At 64.5% G+C, this 17,538-nt stretch carries 15 protein-coding genes; 11 read left to right on the plus strand and 4 right to left on the minus strand.

The features are described 5' to 3' along the window. Positions 1-22 precede the first annotated feature (22 nt). From BLS26_RS32245 to BLS26_RS32275, 7 genes are all read left to right on the plus strand, one after another. On the plus strand, positions 23-1,168 hold the full coding sequence (locus BLS26_RS32245; RefSeq protein ID WP_092516496.1) for an isobutyryl-CoA dehydrogenase: 1,146 nt from the start codon (positions 23-25) through the stop codon (positions 1,166-1,168). Further along, positions 1,165-2,247, plus strand: a complete 1,083-nt coding sequence (locus BLS26_RS32250) for an enoyl-CoA hydratase/isomerase family protein (protein WP_092516497.1) — start codon at positions 1,165-1,167, stop codon at positions 2,245-2,247. The genes BLS26_RS32245 and BLS26_RS32250 overlap by 4 nt, the downstream gene beginning before the upstream one ends. Before the next feature lie 34 nt (positions 2,248-2,281). Further along, positions 2,282-3,169 (plus strand): 3-hydroxyisobutyrate dehydrogenase, encoded by an 888-nt coding sequence (mmsB, locus tag BLS26_RS32255; protein WP_092516498.1) that lies wholly within the window; start codon positions 2,282-2,284, stop codon positions 3,167-3,169. A 17-nt stretch (positions 3,170-3,186) separates the two neighbouring features. Then, complete coding sequence (locus tag BLS26_RS32260) at positions 3,187-4,920, plus strand: AMP-binding protein (RefSeq protein WP_092516499.1); 1,734 nt, start codon at positions 3,187-3,189, stop codon at positions 4,918-4,920. A gap of 15 nt (positions 4,921-4,935) precedes the next feature. After that, the gene (locus BLS26_RS32265) at positions 4,936-5,415 is read left to right on the plus strand and encodes a MaoC family dehydratase (protein ID WP_092516500.1); all 480 of its coding nucleotides are present in this window, start codon (positions 4,936-4,938) and stop codon (positions 5,413-5,415) included. Positions 5,416-5,529: 114 nt separating this feature from the next. Continuing rightward, positions 5,530-6,447, plus strand: a complete 918-nt coding sequence (locus BLS26_RS32270) for an SDR family NAD(P)-dependent oxidoreductase (protein ID WP_092516501.1) — start codon at positions 5,530-5,532, stop codon at positions 6,445-6,447. Positions 6,448-6,548: 101 nt separating this feature from the next. After that, on the plus strand, positions 6,549-7,784 hold the full coding sequence (locus BLS26_RS32275) for a TIGR03862 family flavoprotein (RefSeq protein WP_092516502.1): 1,236 nt from the start codon (positions 6,549-6,551) through the stop codon (positions 7,782-7,784). Between the two features lie 92 nt (positions 7,785-7,876). Here the strand turns inward: BLS26_RS32275 and BLS26_RS32280 are convergent, their stop codons facing one another. The 3 genes from BLS26_RS32280 to BLS26_RS32290 form a co-directional block, all read right to left on the minus strand. Continuing rightward, the gene (locus tag BLS26_RS32280; RefSeq protein WP_092516503.1) at positions 7,877-8,959 is read right to left on the minus strand and encodes a D-TA family PLP-dependent enzyme; all 1,083 of its coding nucleotides are present in this window, start codon (positions 8,957-8,959) and stop codon (positions 7,877-7,879) included. Between the two features lie 63 nt (positions 8,960-9,022). Then, a complete protein-coding gene (locus BLS26_RS32285; RefSeq protein ID WP_092516504.1) occupies positions 9,023-10,834 on the minus strand; it encodes an ABC-F family ATP-binding cassette domain-containing protein in 1,812 nt (603 codons plus the stop codon). A 9-nt stretch (positions 10,835-10,843) separates the two neighbouring features. After that, on the minus strand, positions 10,844-11,341 hold the full coding sequence (locus BLS26_RS32290; RefSeq protein ID WP_092516505.1) for a YaiI/YqxD family protein: 498 nt from the start codon (positions 11,339-11,341) through the stop codon (positions 10,844-10,846). Between the two features lie 156 nt (positions 11,342-11,497). Here BLS26_RS32290 and BLS26_RS32295 point away from each other — a divergent pair, with 156 nt between their 5' ends. Both BLS26_RS32295 and BLS26_RS32300 read left to right on the plus strand, forming a co-directional pair. Continuing rightward, positions 11,498-12,286 (plus strand): hypothetical protein, encoded by a 789-nt coding sequence (locus BLS26_RS32295; protein ID WP_092516506.1) that lies wholly within the window; start codon positions 11,498-11,500, stop codon positions 12,284-12,286. Between the two features lie 4 nt (positions 12,287-12,290). Continuing rightward, entirely contained in the window at positions 12,291-12,899 is a 609-nt protein-coding gene (locus BLS26_RS32300) for a 2-hydroxychromene-2-carboxylate isomerase (protein WP_092516507.1), read from the plus strand. Between the two features lie 208 nt (positions 12,900-13,107). Here BLS26_RS32300 and BLS26_RS32305 read toward each other — a convergent pair whose 3' ends face one another. Then, positions 13,108-15,483, minus strand: a complete 2,376-nt coding sequence (locus tag BLS26_RS32305) for a xanthine dehydrogenase family protein molybdopterin-binding subunit (RefSeq protein ID WP_092516508.1) — start codon at positions 15,481-15,483, stop codon at positions 13,108-13,110. Between the two features lie 200 nt (positions 15,484-15,683). On the opposite strand from BLS26_RS32305, the gene BLS26_RS32310 reads away from it, so the two are divergent. Both BLS26_RS32310 and BLS26_RS32315 read left to right on the plus strand, forming a co-directional pair. Continuing rightward, positions 15,684-16,721, plus strand: coding sequence for a Ppx/GppA phosphatase family protein (locus tag BLS26_RS32310; protein ID WP_092516509.1), 1,038 nt, complete (start codon positions 15,684-15,686; stop codon positions 16,719-16,721). 98 nt (positions 16,722-16,819) lie between these two features. Continuing rightward, entirely contained in the window at positions 16,820-17,509 is a 690-nt protein-coding gene (locus BLS26_RS32315) for an RlmE family RNA methyltransferase (RefSeq protein ID WP_092516510.1), read from the plus strand. The last annotated feature ends 29 nt before the right edge of the window (positions 17,510-17,538 follow it).

Raw genomic sequence — 17,538 nt, forward strand, 5'->3', positions numbered from 1 at the left:
CGCGTCATAGCCGGGCGCCGACATGCAGTTCGCTCTCAACGAGGACCAGGTTGCGGTTCGCGATATGGCGCGGGAATTCGCCGCGGAAAAAATCGCGCCGCATGCGCTGCGCTGGGACGAGGAGAAGCACTTTCCCGTCGATGTGATGCGGGAGGCCGCCAAGCTCGGCATGGGCGGCATTTACATCAAGGACGACGTCGGCGGCTCGGCGATGACGCGGTTCGACGCCGCGCTGATCTTCGAGGCGCTGGCGCGGGGCTGCCCGACGGTGTCGGCGTTCATCTCGATCCACAACATGGCGTCGTGGATGATCGACGGCTTCGGCAACGGCGCCCAGCGCCAGAAGTGGCTGCCAAAGCTCTGCACCATGGAGTATCTGGCGAGCTATTGCCTGACCGAGCCGGGCTCGGGATCTGACGCGGCGGCGCTGCGCAGCCGCGCGGTGCGCGACGGCGATCATTATGTGCTCAACGGCCAGAAGCAGTTCATCTCCGGCGCCGGCGGGGGCGATCTCTATGTCGTGATGGTGCGGACCGGCGCCGACGGCCCCGGCGGCATCTCGGCGCTGGTAGTCCCCGCCGACACGCCCGGCGTTTCGTTCGGCGCCAACGAGCGCAAGATGGGCTGGAACGCGCAGCCGACCCGCGCCGTGATTTTCGAGAACGCCCGCGTGCCCGTTGAAAATCGCCTCGGCGACGAGGGTATCGGTTTCAAGATCGCGATGGCCGGCCTCGACGGCGGCCGCATCAACATCGCGGCATGCTCGCTCGGCGGCGCGCAATGCGCGCTGGAAAAATCGCTGGCTTACATGAAGGAGCGCAAGGCGTTCGGCAAGCGGCTCGACGAATTCCAGGCGCTGCAGTTCCGTCTCGCCGACATGGCAACCGAGCTCGAAGCGGCGCGAACCTTTGTGTGGCGCGCGGCGGCCGCGCTCGACCGCAAGGATGCGGACGCGACCATGCTGTGCGCCATGGCCAAACGCTTTGGCACCGACGTCGGCTTTGAGGTCGCCAACCAGGCGCTGCAGCTTCACGGCGGTTACGGCTATCTCAGCGAATACGGCATCGAAAAAATCGTGCGGGACCTGCGCGTGCACCAGATCCTGGAAGGAACCAACGAAATCATGCGGCTGATCGTTTCGCGAAAGTTGATCGAGGGCGCACGATGACGGCGACCGCCACCGTTGCGGATACCGAGGGCGATCTGATCGCGCGGCGCGAAGGCGCCTGCGGTGTCATCCGCCTCAACCGGCCCAAGGCGATCAATGCCGTGACACTGGAGATGTTTCGCGACATCGACAAGGCGCTCGATGCATTCGAGGTCGATCCCGCGGTGAGCGTGATCCTGCTGGAAGGCGCCGGCGAACGCGGGCTGTGCGCTGGCGGCGACATCCGCGCGCTCTGGGAGAGCTCGAAGGTCAAGGGTGATCTCGGCAAGATCCTGTGGCGCGAGGAATACATCCTCAACGCCCGCATCAAGAAATTCGCCAAACCCTACGTGTCGTTCATGGACGGCATCGTGATGGGCGGCGGCGTCGGTCTGTCCGCTCACTCGAGCCATCGTATCGTGACCGAAAAGACCAAGCTCGCAATGCCCGAAGTCGGTCTCGGCTTCTTTCCAGATGTCGGCGGCACCTTCTTGCTGTCGCGTTCGCCCGGAGAGATTGGCACTTATTTCGGATTGACCGGCCAGACCATGAACGGTCCCGATGCGATCCATGCCCGCTTTGCCGATGCGGTGGTGCCGGCGGCCAAACTGCCCGAGTTACGCGACGCGCTGACCAAGGTTCGTGCCGGGGTCACGGCAGCAGAAGTCACCGCCTTGATCGATGGCTTTGCGACCGGCGCCACCGCGGGTCCTGTGGCAGCGATGCAGGCAAAGATCGACGGCTGGTTCGCGCATGACCGGATGCAGGACATCGTCACAGCGCTTCACAGCGATGGCTCGGAACTGGCGCAGGCAACGCTGAAGACGCTGAACGAGAAATCGCCGCGCGGCATGGTGGTGACGCTAAAGCTGCTGCGGCTGGCGCGCACCGCGCGCACGCTCGAGGAATGCCTGGTGCGCGAATATCGCGCCGCGCTGGAAGTGTTTGCCAGCGACGATTTCCGCGAGGGCGTGCGCGCCGCCGTGATCGACAAGGACCGCAATCCGACCTGGTCGCCGCCGCGCATCGAAGACGTCACGCCTGAGATGGTGGCACCGTATTTCGCCGACATCGGCGCCGACGAGTTGAAATTCAGCTGATCAAATCAAAAACGTTCCTAGCGGAGGATTCGAGATGGCACATATCGCATTCATTGGCCTCGGCAACATGGGCGGGCCGATGGCGGCCAACCTGGTCAAGGCCGGCCACAAGGTGACGGCGTTCGATCTGGTCGCCGCCTCGCGGGATCAGGCCAAGACCGATGGCGCTGCGATCGGCGAAAGCGCGGTCGGTTCAGTCAAGGGCGCCGATGTCGTCGTCACGATGTTGCCGGCCGGCAAGCATGTGCTGTCGGTCTGGGGCGAGGTGATCCCGGCGATGAGCAAGGGCACGCTGATCATCGATTGCTCGACCATCGACGTCGAAAGCGCCAAGCAGGCGCATGTGCTGGCGGCCAAGCACGGCATGCTCTCGGTCGACGCGCCGGTTTCGGGCGGAACCGGCGGCGCCAAGGGCGCGACGCTGACCTTCATGTGCGGCGGCGACGACAAGGCCTTTGCGGCGGCGAAGCCGGTGCTGGAGAACATGGGCAAGAAGATCGTGCATTGCGGCGGCGCCGGTGCCGGGCAGGCGGCCAAGATCTGCAACAACATGATCTTGGGAATCTCCATGATCGGCGTTGGCGAGGCGTTTGCGCTCGCTGAAAAGCTCGGCCTGTCGCATCAGGCGCTATTCGACGTCGCTTCGACCTCGTCGGGCCAGTGCTGGGCGCTGACCTCCTATTGCCCGGTCCCGGGCCCGGTGCCGGCGTCTCCGGCCAATAACGGCTATAAACCCGGCTTCGCCTCCAATCTCATGGTGAAAGACCTGACCCTGGCGCAGGATGCGGCCAAGGCCGCGGGTGCCGCGACCCCGCTGGGCAAGCACGCCCAGGAAATCTATAAGGCGTTCGACGCTGCCGGCCATGGCGGGGTGGATTTTTCCGGGATTATCCAGCACGTTCGGAGTCTGGCCGGGAAATAATAGGCGACGGAGACTTGATGACGACCTTCCAGGAAGCGCGCGCGTTTCTGCTCAAGCACCGTACCGACTATGATGCGGCCGTGAAGGGGTTTCGCTGGCCCGATCCGGTTCCGTTCAACTGGGCGCTGGACTGGTTCGATGCCGAACTGGCCAGCAATGCCGAAAGCAAAGACCGTACGGCGCTGTGGATTGTCGATGCAGCCAGCGACAAGCAGACCAAGCTGTCATTCGCGACGTTGTCCCGCCGCTCCAACCAGGTGGCAAACTTCCTGCGCGCGCAGGGACTGAAGCGCGGCGATCATCTGCTGTTGCTGCTCGGCAATGTCGTGCCGTTGTGGGAGACCATGCTGGCGGCGATCAAGCTCGGCGTCGTCGTGATCCCCGCGACCACGCTTCTGACGCCCGATGAACTGCGCGACCGGCTCGATCGCGGCCGGGCCAAGGTGGTGGTGGCCTCGCAGGACCAGGTCGCGAAATTCACGAGCCTTGGTGGCGACAAACTCATTCGCATCGTGGTGGGTGCGTCGTCGAAGCATGACGGTTGGCTGCCGTTCGAGGACGCCTCAAGCGCGTCCGAAGCCTTCGCAGCCGATGGGCCGACCAACGCCGACGATCCGATGCTGCTCTATTTCACCTCGGGCACGACGGCGAAACCAAAGCTGGTGCTGCACAGCCAGCGCAGTTATCCCGTCGGCGGACTGTCGACGATGTTCTGGCTGGGCTTGCAGCCCGGCGACGTGCACCTGAACATTTCATCGCCGGGCTGGGCCAAGCACGCCTGGAGCTGTTTTTTCGCGCCGTGGAATGCAGGTGCTGCCGTGTTCGTGGTCAACCAGCCGCGCTTCGACGCCAAGGCGCTGCTCGCGACCGTCGGCCGCTGCGGCGTCACCACGCTGTGCGCGCCGCCGACGGTGTGGCGACTGTTCATCCAGGAGCGGCTGGCGGATTTCAAGGTGAGCTTGCGCGAAGTCTGCGGCGCCGGTGAACCGCTCAATCCGGAAGTGATCGATCAGGTGAAGGCCGCGTGGGGATTGACGATCCGCGACGGCTACGGCCAGACCGAAACCACAGCACTTGCCGGCAATTCGCCGGGCCAGAAGGTCAAGGTCGGTTCGATGGGCCGGCCGCTGCCAGGCTACCGCGTTCAGATCACCGACAATGACGGCCACATCACCAAGGAGGGCGAGGTCACGCTGGTGCTCGGCGCCGACCGCCCGGCGGGCCTGATGCAGGGCTATCAGGGCGACGACGGCAAACTCAGCGGCGCCGACGGCGATCTCTACCGCAGCGGCGATGTGGTGTTTGCCGACGACGAGGGCTACCTGACCTTCGTCGGCCGCTCCGACGACGTGTTCAAGTCGTCCGACTATCGCATCAGCCCGTTCGAACTGGAAAGCGTGCTGCTCGAACACGAAGCGGTTGCGGAAGCCGCCGTCGTGCCGAGCCCGGATCCGATCAGGCTCGCGGTCCCGAAGGCCTATGTGCTGCTGGTGGCGGAGGTGGCGCGTTCGCCGGAAACGGCGCTATCGATCTTCCAGCACCTGCACACGAGGCTGGCGCCGTTCAAGCGCATCCGCCGGATCGAGCTGGTGACGGAACTGCCGAAGACGATTTCGGGAAAAATCCGCCGCGTGCAGCTGCGCCGGCTGGAACATGATAATGTCAGAGACGATGCGTTGCGCGGACAGGAGTTCCGCGAAGAAGAATTCCCGGAGCTGCAGAAGGTGCGGACGGCCGGGTCCGAGAGTTGAAGAGAGAACTAATCAATGAATGAAGTCTGGAAGAAGCCGCCGGTCTCGCTGGAGGCCTATCAGGCCATGGTCGGCAAGGAGATCGGCGTGTCGTCATGGCATTTGCTCGATCAGAACCGGATCAACGTCTATGCCGACGTGATCGAGGATCATCAGTTCATCCATGTCGATCCGGAGCGGGCCAAGCGGGAAACCGCGTTCGGCAACACCATCGCGCACGGCTTTCTGACGATGTCGCTGATGTCGATCATGTCCTACGAGGTGATGCCGGTCATCGAAGGCACCGCGATGGGCGTGAACTACGGCTTTGACAAGCTGCGCTTCCTCTCGCCGGTGCGCGCCGGCTCGCGCGTCCGTGGTCGCTTTACGCTGGCAGAGGCAAAACTGCGCAAGCCGAAGGAACTGCAGTCCCGCACCAACGTCACCGTCGAGATCGAGGGCGAGGACAAGCCGGCTTTGGTCGCCGACTGGATCGGGTTGATTTATTTCGACTAAGCTTTGCTCGTCATGGCCGGGCTTGACCCGGCCATCCATCCTTGTTCAAAAGCTTCCCTGTTTTGACGGATGCCCGGGTCAAGCCCGGGCATGACAAGTATCCGGGAAATAATCATGGCAATCAGGTTTGACGGACGCGTCGCTATCGTTACCGGCGCGGGCAATGGTCTGGGACGGGCGCATGCGCTGGGGCTGGCCAGCCGCGGCGCCAAGGTAGTCGTCAACGATTTCGGCGGCGCCCGCGACGGCACCGGCGGATCGCTGTCGCCGGCCGAGGCCGTGGTCGAGGAGATCCGCAAAGCCGGCGGCACCGCGATGGCCGACGGCGCCGACGTCTCGAAGTTCGCACAAGTCACCGCGATGGTCGAGCGCGCCACCAAGGAGTGGGGCAGCGTCGATATGTTGTGCGCCAATGCCGGCATCCTGCGCGACAAGTCGTTTGCGAAAATGGATGTCGCCGACTTTGCCAAGGTGCTCGATGTCCATCTCGTCGGCACGTTCTACTGTTGTAAGGCGGTTTGGGACGGCATGCGCGAGCGCAATTACGGCCGTATCGTACTGACGACGTCGTCATCGGGCCTGTTCGGCAATTTCGGCCAGGCCAACTACGGCGCGGCCAAGGCCGGCATGGTCGGTCTGATGAACGTGCTGGCCGAGGAAGGTCGCAAGAACAACATCCGCGTCAACACCATCTCGCCGACGGCGGCAACCCGCATGACCGAGGAATTGCTGCCGCCGCAGGCGCTGGCCTTGATGCGCCCGGAGGCGATCACGCCTGCGGTAGAATTTCTGCTCAGCGAAGACGCGCCGACCCGCACCATCATGGGCGCGGGCGCCGGCTCGTTCGCGGTGATCAAGATCATCGAGACCGAGGGTGTCAATCTGGCCCAATCCGACTGGACGCCGGATGCGATCGCCGCGCATTTCGCCGAGATCAGCGACATGTCCAAGGCGAAAGCGTTGCAGGGCGCGTTCGAGCAGACGCAGAAGTATGTGGCGCAGGCCGCAGCAAGGGCGGGGATCAAGCTTTAAGGGAGCCGTCATTCCGGGCGATGCGAAGCATCGAACCCGGAAGTTCGAGATTCCGGGTTCACGCGAAGACGCGTGCCCCGGAATGACGTAAACCGGTGCCCATGTCACCACCTCCCAAAACCATCGCCATCCTTGGCGCAGGCCCCGCCGGCCTGATGGCCGCCGAGGTGCTCGCGCGGGGCGGTGCCGCCGTCACCGTCTACGACGCGATGCCATCCGTCGGCCGCAAGTTCCTGATGGCGGGACGAGGCGGGCTGAACCTGACCCATAGCGAGCCGTTGCCGCAATTCCTTGCACGGTACCGCGAGGCCGCGCCGCATCTTCAGGCTGCGGTCGACGCATTCCCGCCGAATGCCTTGCGCGACTGGAGCGAAGCGCTGGGGCAGGAGACCTTCGTCGGTTCCAGCGGACGCGTGTTTCCAAAAGCGTTCAAGGCATCGCCCTTGCTGCGCGCATGGCTGCGGCGGCTGGATTCGATGGGCGTAAAATTGGCGCTGCGTCACCGCTGGACCGGCTGGGGCGAAAACGGCCATCTCCGCTTTCAAACGCCGGACGGACCGCGCACCGCCGAGGCCGACGCCACCGTGCTGGCGCTCGGCGGCGCGAGCTGGCCGCGGTTGGGATCGGATGGGTCGTGGGCGGAAACGCTCGCGGCGAAAGGTTTCAAGATATCCCGGCTCCGGCCGGCCAATTCCGGCTTCACCGTCGCCTGGTCGGAGATCTTTCGCGACCGCTTCGAAGGGCAGCCGCTCAAGGGTGTGGCGCTGACATCAGGCCTGAACACCGTGCGCGGCGAGGCCATCGTTACCCGCACCGGCATCGAAGGTGGAGCGATCTATGCGCTGTCGGCCGATTTGCGCGAGGCGATCGACAGTTCGGGGGCGGCAACCCTGCACATCGCCCTGCGGCCCGATCTTGAGGCGAACGACTTGATCGCGAAGCTTTCAGCGCCGAAGGGAAAACAATCGCTCTCCAACTTCCTGCGCAAGGCCGCAGGCCTGTCGCCGGTTGCCATCGGATTGCTGCAGGAAGCGGCGAAGGCTGCCGGCGTGTCGCTATCGTTGCTGTCTCCCGCGGATCTTGCGCGGCTGATCAACGCCGTCCCGATCGAACTCACCGGCACAGCCCCGATCGCGCGCGCGATCTCGACCGCGGGCGGGATCGTGTTCGACGAGCTCGATCCCGATTACATGCTTCGCCGCTTGCCCGGCGTGTTCGTGGCCGGCGAGATGCTCGATTGGGAAGCGCCGACCGGCGGTTATCTGCTGCAGGCCTCGTTCGCGACAGGTGCGGCGGCGGGGCGGGGGGCTCTCAAATGGTTGAGTCACGAAACCTAACCCCGTCATTGCGAGCGTAGCGAAGCAATCCATCGCGCCGCAAAAAGAAAGAATGGATTGCTTCGCTACGCTCGCAATGACGGCTGTGAGACCTAGCGCAACTTCCCCCGCGCTGCGACCGGAAGCACGCCCACGATCTCGTCACCGCGCACCATCAGCACTTCGTCCATCATGTTGACGACGACGCAGACGTGGTTGGGCACGATCCGCACGACGTCGCCGACGACGGGCCGCGTATTGCTGCGGGCGAGGTCGAGAAAACCGTGCTCCTCGGCGAAACGCGCGATCTTGGCCTCGGGATGTTCCAGAATGAGTCCGTGGCCGTCGAGGCCGCCGCCGGTGTCCGAGGTCAGCGTCTTGGAGCCTGCATCGAGAATGCCGCGGTCGGGGCCAGCGCGGCTGACCACGGTAGAATAGATGTTCAGCGCGCAATCATCCCAGTCGGCGACGCCGGCCGCGACCTGCATGCGGTCGTTGTAGATGTAAGTGCCGGGCCGGTGCTCGGTGGCCCCCTTCAGCTTGCCGACGTTTTTCAGGTTCGGCGTGCCGCCGGTCGAGACGATGGTGGCGTCGAGGCCGTGGGCGCGGACGCCGGCCAACGCCTCGTCGAAGAACTTCTGTGCGTCGGCCCAACCGGTCTCGGTCGGGTACAGCATGAAGCCCGCGAAGACCAATCCCTTGGACGCCGCGATCTCGCGCGCCAGCGCGATGGCCTCAGTGGGTGTTTCGACGCCGGCGCGCTTGCGCCCGGTGTCGCATTCGACCACCACAGACAAAGGTCGGCCTGAGACCGCAGCTGCCTGGGGCAGACCTGCGATGACCGTCGAATTATCGGCAGCGACGGTCATGTTGGCCTTGCCCTGCAACGCGCCGAGCCGGGCCATCTTTTCCTCGCCGATCAGGTTGTAGCTGATCAGGATGTCGTCGATCCCGGCATCTGCCATGATCTCGGCTTCGCCGAGCTTCTGGCAGGTGATGCCTTTGGCGCCGGCCGCAATCTGCATCTGCGCCAGCAGTGGGCTCTTGTGGGTCTTGATATGCGGCCGGTTGGCGACCCCGGCGGCATCGCAGGCCGCCTGGATGCGGGCGATGTTGCGCTCGACCCGGTCCATGTCGATCACGGCGGCCGGCGTGCCGTATTCTCGGGCGATTTTGGCGGCGAGGGATGTGGTCATCGGGAAGTCCTATTTCTTGCGCGTGTTCTGATCGCAAAACCGGTGCCCACTGCGGAACACGCGCTATGCCTGCTCGATCTCTTCACGCAGCACTTCAAGTTCCAGCCAGCGGTTTTCGGCTTCTTCCATGTCTTTCTGGGCCTTGCCGATCGCGGCCGAAGTCGCGTCGAACTTCTTGCGATCCTTGGCGTAAAGATTTGGATCGTCAAGAAAGCGCTGCAGCTTGGCGATTTCGGCCTGCAGCTTGGCGATGGTCTTCGGTAGCGTTTCCAGCGCGTGCTTCTCGTTGAAGTTGAGGCGGCGCCTGGAAGTGCCTGATGACGGGGTGCCTTTCGGCTTCTTAGCATCCTCGGCCGATGCCGCGAGCACGGTCTCGCGCTTCAGGTCGGCGCGGCGCTGCGCCAGCATGTCGGTGTAGCCGCCGGCATATTCGATCCAGCGCCCTTGGCCCTCGGGCACGATCACGGATGTCACCACGCGGTCGAGGAAGTCGCGGTCATGGCTGATCAGCATCACCGTGCCCTCGTAATCTCCGAGCATTTCCTCAAGCACGTCGAGGGTTTCGAGATCGAGGTCGTTGGTCGGTTCGTCCAGCACCAGGAGGTTCGAAGGCTTTGCCAGCGAGCGGGCCAGCATCACCCGGCCGCGCTCGCCGCCGGACAGCACTTCCAGCGGCGTCCGCATCTGTTCCTGCGCGAACAGAAAGTCCTTCATGTAGCTGACGACGTGCTTGGGCTTGCCGCCGACCATGACATGGTCGCCACGGCCGCCGGTCAGGGCTTCCGCGAGGGTCGATTTGGGATCGAGGCTTTCGCGGTGCTGGTCCAGCGTCGCCATTTCGATATTGGCCCCTAACCGGATGGTACCTGAGTCAGGCTCGCTGCCGCCGGTCAGCATCTCGATCAGCGTGGTCTTGCCGGCGCCGTTGGGGCCGACGATGCCGATGCGGTCGCCGCGCTGAACCCGGATCGAGAAATTATCGACGATCTTGCGCTCGCCATAGGCCTTGCTGATGTTCTTGGCCTCGATCACCAGCTTGCCGGATTTGTCGGCTTCGGCGGCGGCGAGGCTGGCATTGCCGGTGGCGCCGCGATAGGTGCGGCGCTGGTCGCGCAATTCATGCAGGTTGCCGAGCCGTTTGACGTTGCGCTTGCGGCGGCCGGAGACGCCGTAACGCAGCCAGTGTTCCTCGTTGACGATCTTGCGGTCGAGCTTGTGCTGGTCGCGCTCTTCCTCAGCCAGCACCTCGTCGCGCCAGGACTCGAACGCGCTAAATCCGCGATCGATCTGGCGGATCTGGCCGCGATCGAGCCAGGCGGTCTGGCGCGACAGGTTGGAAAGAAAGCGGCGGTCATGGCTGATGATCACCAGCGCACAGCGGCGGCTTTCCAGTTCGCCTTCCAGCCATTCGATGGTCGGTAGATCCAGATGGTTGGTCGGCTCGTCCAGCAGCAGAATGTCGGGCGAGGGTGCCAGCACCCGCGCCAGCGCGGCGCGGCGGGCCTCGCCGCCGGAGACATGCGCGGGGTCCTCGTTGCCGGTCAGGCCCAATTGCTCGACCAGATAGCGCGCCTGGTAATGGTCGTCGCCGGGGCCGAGCCCGGCCTCGACATAGGCCAGTGTCGTCTTATGCTCGCCGAAATCCGGCTCCTGCGGCAGATAGCGGATGGTGGCGCCAGGCTGCACGAAGCGGCTGCCGCCGTCGGGCTCGACGAGGCCCGCCGCGATCTTCAGCAGCGTCGATTTGCCGGAGCCGTTGCGACCGATCAGGCAGACCCGCTCGCCCGAGGACACGGATAATTCGACGCCGGACAACAGCGGCGTGCCGCCAAACGTCAGGCGGATATCTTTCAACTGGATCAGCGGCGGCGCCATGCTCTCACTTCAATTCTGGTTCGGCGCGGGCTGTTCGGCGCGCTGGCGCTGGATCCGGCGAATGGTCTGGTCGAGCGTCGACAGAAACGCCGAACGGTCGCGGGGCGAGTAGGACTTCGGGCCACCGGTAACTTCGCCGGAGGAGCGCAAATCCGTCATCAGGTTGCGCACCGCCAAGGTCATGCCGATCGATTGTTCCGTGAACGGCTTGCCGTTCGGCGCGATCACTTCTGCACCTGATTTCACGCAGCGGCTGGCGAGCGGGATATCCGAGGTGATGACGATGTCGCCCTTGTGCGCGCGCTCCGCGATCCAGTCGTCGGCGGCATCCATGCCGGAACCGGCGGCGATACGCTCGATCAGCGGATCCTGCGGCACGCGGATGAAATTGCCCGCAACCACGCTGACCGGCAGGCCGTGCCGGATCGCGACGCGATAGATCTCGTCTTTCACCGGGCAGGCGTCGGCATCGACATAGATGCGGGTCAGGTTAGCGTCAGGCGGCATGAGGGGTGGATTCGGTCCAAATTCCGTTTCGCGGGTGGTACTCTATCGGGTCGGGAATTGCGAGGGAAACAGCGGCGGGAACATGCTTGCCATGGCACATTCTTCGCGTACGATAACCTTAGGAAATAACAACAAAATCAGAGGAAACCTGAGGACATGACCAGCTACCGCGTCACCGCCTACAACACCTCGAAATTATCCGAAAACAAGATCCACGACGATGCCGTGGCGCGCCGGTTCGGCTTCTCGGGCGGCCTCGTCCCCGGCGTCGACGTTTTCGCCTACATGACCCATCTGCCGGTCGAAAAATGGGGCCGCGCCTTCCTCGAGCGCGGGCTGATGGACGCGCGCTTCGTCAAGCCGGTCTATGATGGCGAAGTCGCCGAACTCACCGGCAGCGAAAGCGGCGGCATCCTCTCGATCGAGGTCCATAGCCGCGACGGGCTCTGCGCCACCGGCACGGCGTCGTTTCCGTCGTCCGCGCCCGGCTTCTCTCTTGCAGATTTCACCGAAGTCGCACCGGTCGCCGAGCGCCATCCGGTCAATGCCGGCTCGTACGAAGTCGGCAAATGGCTTGGCACGCTGCCGCGCGACTGGGCCGGCGATGCGGCACGCGAATATCTCGCCGATATCCGGGAAACCGATCCGATCTACGCGCGCGAAGGCCTCGGCCATCCCGGCCTGCTGCAGCGGGTGATGAACAAGGTGCTGGTCGACAACGCCATCCTGGGGCCGTGGATTCACGTCGGCAGCAAGATGCAGTTGCTCTCGGCCGCCAACGCCGGCGACGTCATCACGGCGCGCGCGAAAGTGACCGGCAATTACGACAAGAAGGGCCATCGCTTCGTCGAACTCGACGCGCTGGTTGTGGCTAACGGCAAGACGCCGCTGGCGCATTGCCACCACATCGCGATCTACCAGCCGCGCGAACAGGCCGCGGCGTAAGCTCATGCCCATCACCATCGATTATTACGTCAGCCTCAACTCGCCCTGGACTTATCTCGGCAGCGCACCGTTCGCCGAGATCGCGCGGCGTCATGGCGCGACCGTCAACGTCAAGCCGGCCAAGTTCGGGCCGATCTTCGAACAGACCGGCGGGCTGCCGCTGCCGAAGCGTTCGCCGCAGCGGCAGGCCTACCGCCTGATGGATTTGAAGCGCTGGCGCGAGGTAAGGGAACGGCCGCTCAATCTCGAGCCCAGGCATTTCCCCTGCGACGACATCCCCGCGACGCGGCTTGTCATCGCGGCCAAGCTGCAGGGCAAGGACGCCCACCTTCTGTCGCTGGAGTTCGGCCGCGCGCTATGGGAGCGCGAGGAGAAGCTTGGCGATCCCGCCACCATCGCCTCGGCGGCCGAGCGCGCCGGCCTCGACGCCGCGGCCTTGCGCGCCGCCGGTCCATCGGATGCAGAGCTCGACGCGCTGCTCGATCAATACACCCAGGAAGCCGTGAAAGCCGGCGTGTTCGGCGCGCCGAGCTATGTGCTGCCGTCGGGTGAAATTTTTTGGGGCCAGGACCGGCTGGAGCTGTTGGACCGGGCGTTGAAGATGGCGGCGTGAACCTTGTTATTGCCGGGCATAGCCGTCTGAAGGACGGCGTCGCTTCCGCTCGCCTGTGACCCGGCAATCCATCTCCAACCCGTCATACCCGCGAAGGCGGGTATCCAGTACGCCGCGGCCTATCGGTTCTACAATGAGCGTCTCTGGAATACTGGGTCGCCCGGTCAAGCCGGGCGATGACAGCTGTATTTGTGGCGTCTAGTGAAGCTCACGCCGCCTTCGTCTTCTTCGCGTCCTGGATCGCACGCCAGACCCGTTCCGGCGTCAGCGGCATCTCGATCTGCTTGATGCCGTACTCCGACAGCGCATCGAGAACCGCATTGACGATGCAGACCAGGCTGCCGGCGCAGCCGGCTTCGCCGCAGCCCTTGGTGCCCAGCGGATTGGTTTTGGCGGGCGAGGGGTGGTCGCCGACTTCCATCAGCGGAATGTCCTCGGCGCGCGGCATCGCGTAGTCCATGAACGAGCCGGTGATCGGCTGGCCGCTCTCGTCGTAGCTGACTTCCTCCATCAGCGCCTGGCCGATGCCTTGCGCGACGCCGCCATGCAATTGGCCGGCGACGATCATCGGGTTGACGACGGTGCCGAAATCGTTGACCGCGAAGTAGCGCACGATCCGGGTCACGCCGGTTTCAGGATCGATCTCGACTTCCGCGACATGGCAGCCGTTCGGGAACGTCGACGGCGTATCCTTGGTAGCATGGTCGACGTCGAGCGAGGACGGCGTGCCTTCCGGCATCTTGCCGTCACGCAGGCGCTGCGCCAGTTCCATGATGCCGATCGAGCGGTCGGTGCCGGCGATGGTGAAGCGGCCGCCGGCGAATTCGATGTCGCCCTCGGAAGCCTCCATCAGATGAGCTGCCGCCTGCTTGCCCTTTGCGACCACCAGCGCGGAGGATTCGACGATCGCCTGTCCCGTGGCGGTGATCGAGCGCGAGCCGCCGGTGCCGTTGCCGAAGCGCACGAGGTCGCTGTCACCCTGTTCGAGCGTGATCTTCTCGAAGGGCACGCCGAGCTGCGCCGACAGCACCTGCGCGAACGGCGTGGCGTGGCCCTGGCCGTAATCCAGCGTACCGGTGGTCAGCTTCACCGAACCATCCGGCTCGAACGTGATCTTGCCGAGTTCGCCGCTCGGGGGAGCGGTGACTTCCAGATAGGAGCCGACTGCGATGCCGCGCAGCTTGCCGTTCTTTTTGCTTTCCTTCTTGCGCCTGGCAAAATTGGCGTGGTCGGATATCTCCAGCGCCTTGTTGAACACCCCGGCGAAGTCGCCGCTGTCATAGGTGACGCCGGAGGCGGCCGCGAACGGCAATTGCGCCGGCTTGATGAAGTTGCGCTTGCGCAAGGTGAGGCGGTTGATGCCCATCTCGTCGGCGGCGCGGTCGATCAGCCGCTCCATGTAGTAATTGGCTTCCGGCCGGCCGGCGCCGCGATAGGCGCCCATCAGCGTGGTGTTGGTCAGCACGGTCTTGATATCGACGCCGAGCAACGGCGTGCGGTAGACGCTGGCGAGGTTCTTGCCGGTGTTGAGCGACAGCGGGCCCGGCGCCACGCCGGTGATGTAGGCGCCAAGATTGCCGTAACCTTCGAGGCGCACCGCCAGGAACTTGCCTTCGGCATCGAGCGCGAGCTCGGCGTGGATCAACTGCGCGCGGCCCTGGCTGTCGGACAGAAAACTGGTCGACCGCTCGTCGGTCCACTTCACCGGACGGTCCAGCGCCCGCGCGGCGTGCGCGATGCAGGCGTATTCGGGATAGTGCATGTTCTTCATGCCAAAGGAGCCACCGACATTGGCGGTGAGAATGCGTACCTTGTCGGTGGGCACGTTCAGGATTTTGGCAAAGCCGGCCTTGTTGCCGGCAACGCCCTGGGTCGGCACCTGGACCGTGAAGCGCTCGCTGGCCTTGTCATAGGCGGCAAGTGCGACGCGCGGCTCCATCGAGACCACGGCGACGCGGGTGTTGACGATATCGAGTTTTGTCACATGCGCGGCGGTTGCGAAGGCGGCATCGATTTTCGCGCTGTCGCCATAGTGATAGTCGAGCGCGACGTTGTTGGGGATGTGGTCGTAAAGCTGCGGCGCGCCCGGCTTGGCGGCTTCCGCAGCATCGGTGACGGCGGGAAGCGGCTCGATGTCGAGTTCGACGGCTTCGGCGGCGTCGCGCGCCTGCGCCAGCGTCTCGGCGACGACAAAGGCAACGGGATCGCCGACGAAGCGCACCTTGTCGGTCGCCAGCGCCGGACGGTTGGTCTGCAGCAGCGGCGAGCCGTCGCGGCTCTTCAGCGGCAGGCCGCAAGTGAAGGGGTTATAGCCCGCGGCCGCGAGGTCGGCGCCGGTCCAGGCGCCGAGCACGCCGGGCATTGCTTTCGCGGCCGTCGTGTCGATGCCCTTGATAATGCCGTGGGCATGGCTGGAGCGGACCATCCAGCAGTAGGCCTGGCCGGGAAGGGAGAAATCGTCGGTGTATTTGCCCTTGCCGCGGACCAGCGTGTCGTCTTCCTTGCGGCGCACCGGCTGGCCGACGCCATATTTTTGCAGTGCAATAGCGTTTTCGAGAGATGACGGTGAGGTATGATCTTGCATCGAAAAACACCTGAAATGCTTGGATTTTCGCTGATATCGCGGGCTCCCGCTCAAATAACGCACCGCGTCCCCAGCGACAACGCCTGATTAGGCATAGTCCTATGTGATGGCTTGTTGCTTACCCCCTTGGCGCTGCTAAAGTTTCCGTGAACGGTAATTCTTCGGCGGCTGGTCTAAACGGCCGTGGAAAGACAATTTTGATGAACGAGGATCCGCGGCTTCGCGAAGGCCTTTCGGCCCGAAGCCCGCCAGGGTCGGCTGCGGTGGACGTCGCAAACGGCGTTTACGCCGCACTCGACCTTGGCACCAACAATTGCCGGCTCCTGATCGCCAGTCCCGCGGGCGACGGGTTTCGCGTCGTCGACTCGTTCTCGCGCATCATCCGGCTGGGCGAGGGCATCGCCGCGACCGGTTCCATCAGCGAAGCGGCGATCGACCGCGCCATCGCGGCGCTCTCTATCTGCAGCGACAAGATCCGCTACCGCAAGGCCAAACGCCTGCGGCTGATCGCGACCGAAGCCTGCCGCGCCGCCGACAATGCCGAAAGCTTCCGGGCGAGGGTGGCGAGTGAGACCGGCATCAAGCTGGAGGTGATCAATCGCGAGACCGAGGCGACGCTGGCTGTCATCGGCTGCTCGCCGCTGCTTGACCCCAGAGGGCGCGGCGCCATCCTTTTCGACATCGGTGGCGGCTCGACCGAACTGGTGCGGATCGAGCGCGACCCTGAGGCGAATGCGCCGCCGCGGATCAAGGCATGGATGTCGATCCCGCTCGGCGTCGTCACGCTGGCCGAGCATTTTGGCGGCCGGGACGTCAGCGCGGATTCCTATGCGCGCATGGTGGCCGAGGTCGCTCAATATGTCGCGCCGTTCGCGGCCGAGCACGCCCGTGATATCAGCGACATGCACATGCTGGGCACCTCGGGCACGGTGACGACGCTGGCCGGCGTCCATCTCAACCTGATGCGCTACGACCGCAGGCGGATCGACGGCGTCTGGATGAACAATTCGGACGTCACGGCTGTGATCACGCGGCTGCTCGGCATGAGCTACCAGGAGCGCGCCGACAACAGTTGCATCAGCATCGAGCGCGCCGATCTGGTGCTGGCCGGCTGCGCCATTCTCGACGCCATCCGCGATGCCTTTCCGCTGCCGCGGCTGCGCGTCGCCGACCGCGGCCTGCGCGAGGGCATGCTGGTCGAGATGATGCGCGAGGACGGCGCGCTCAGGGCGTGCTAAGCGACTGCTGAGTCATTCCGGGGCGCGAAGCGAACCCGGAATCTCGAGGTTCCGGGTTCGATGCTCCGCATCGCCCCGGAACGACAACTGGGACCAAGATGGCAAAAGACACCACCGGACGGCTGCACGTTACGGTCAAGAGCGGCGGCAAGCGCAAGCTGTCGTCAAAGCTCTGGCTGGAGCGCCAGCTCAACGACCCCTATGTGGCGCAAGCCAAGAAGGACGGCTGGCGCTCGCGCGCGGCCTACAAGCTGATCGAGATCGACGACAAGTATCACTTCCTCAAGCAGGGCATTTCGGTGGTCGACCTCGGCGCCGCGCCCGGCGGCTGGAGCCAGGTCGCGGCCAAGCGTATCGGTAGGCCTAACGGCAAGGGCAAGATCGTCGCGATCGATCTGTTGGAAATGCCGGAAGTACCCGGCGTCGAGTTTGCGCAGCTCGACTTTCTGGCTGACGCCGCGCCGGAAAAACTGATCGCGATGATGGGCACCCGCGCCGACGTCGTGATGTCCGACATGGCCGCCAACACCACCGGCCACCGCAAGACCGACCAGCTCCGCATCATCGGCCTGGTCGAGAGCGCGGCTGCCTTTGCCTGCGACGTGCTCAATCCCGGCGGAACGTTTCTGGCAAAGGTGTTTCAAAGCGGCGCCGAAGGCGAGTTGCTGGCGCAATTGAAGCGCGATTTCGCAACCGTTCGCCACGTCAAGCCGGCTTCGAGCCGGGCAGACTCGTCGGAACGTTACGTGCTGGCGTCGGGATTTCGCGGCGCGCAAAAGGCCGTGTAGGGCTATCGTCATCGTGGCCGTCGGGGAGT

The organism is Afipia sp. GAS231 (assembly GCF_900103365.1).
In the GTDB taxonomy this organism is placed as follows: domain Bacteria; phylum Pseudomonadota; class Alphaproteobacteria; order Rhizobiales; family Xanthobacteraceae; genus Bradyrhizobium.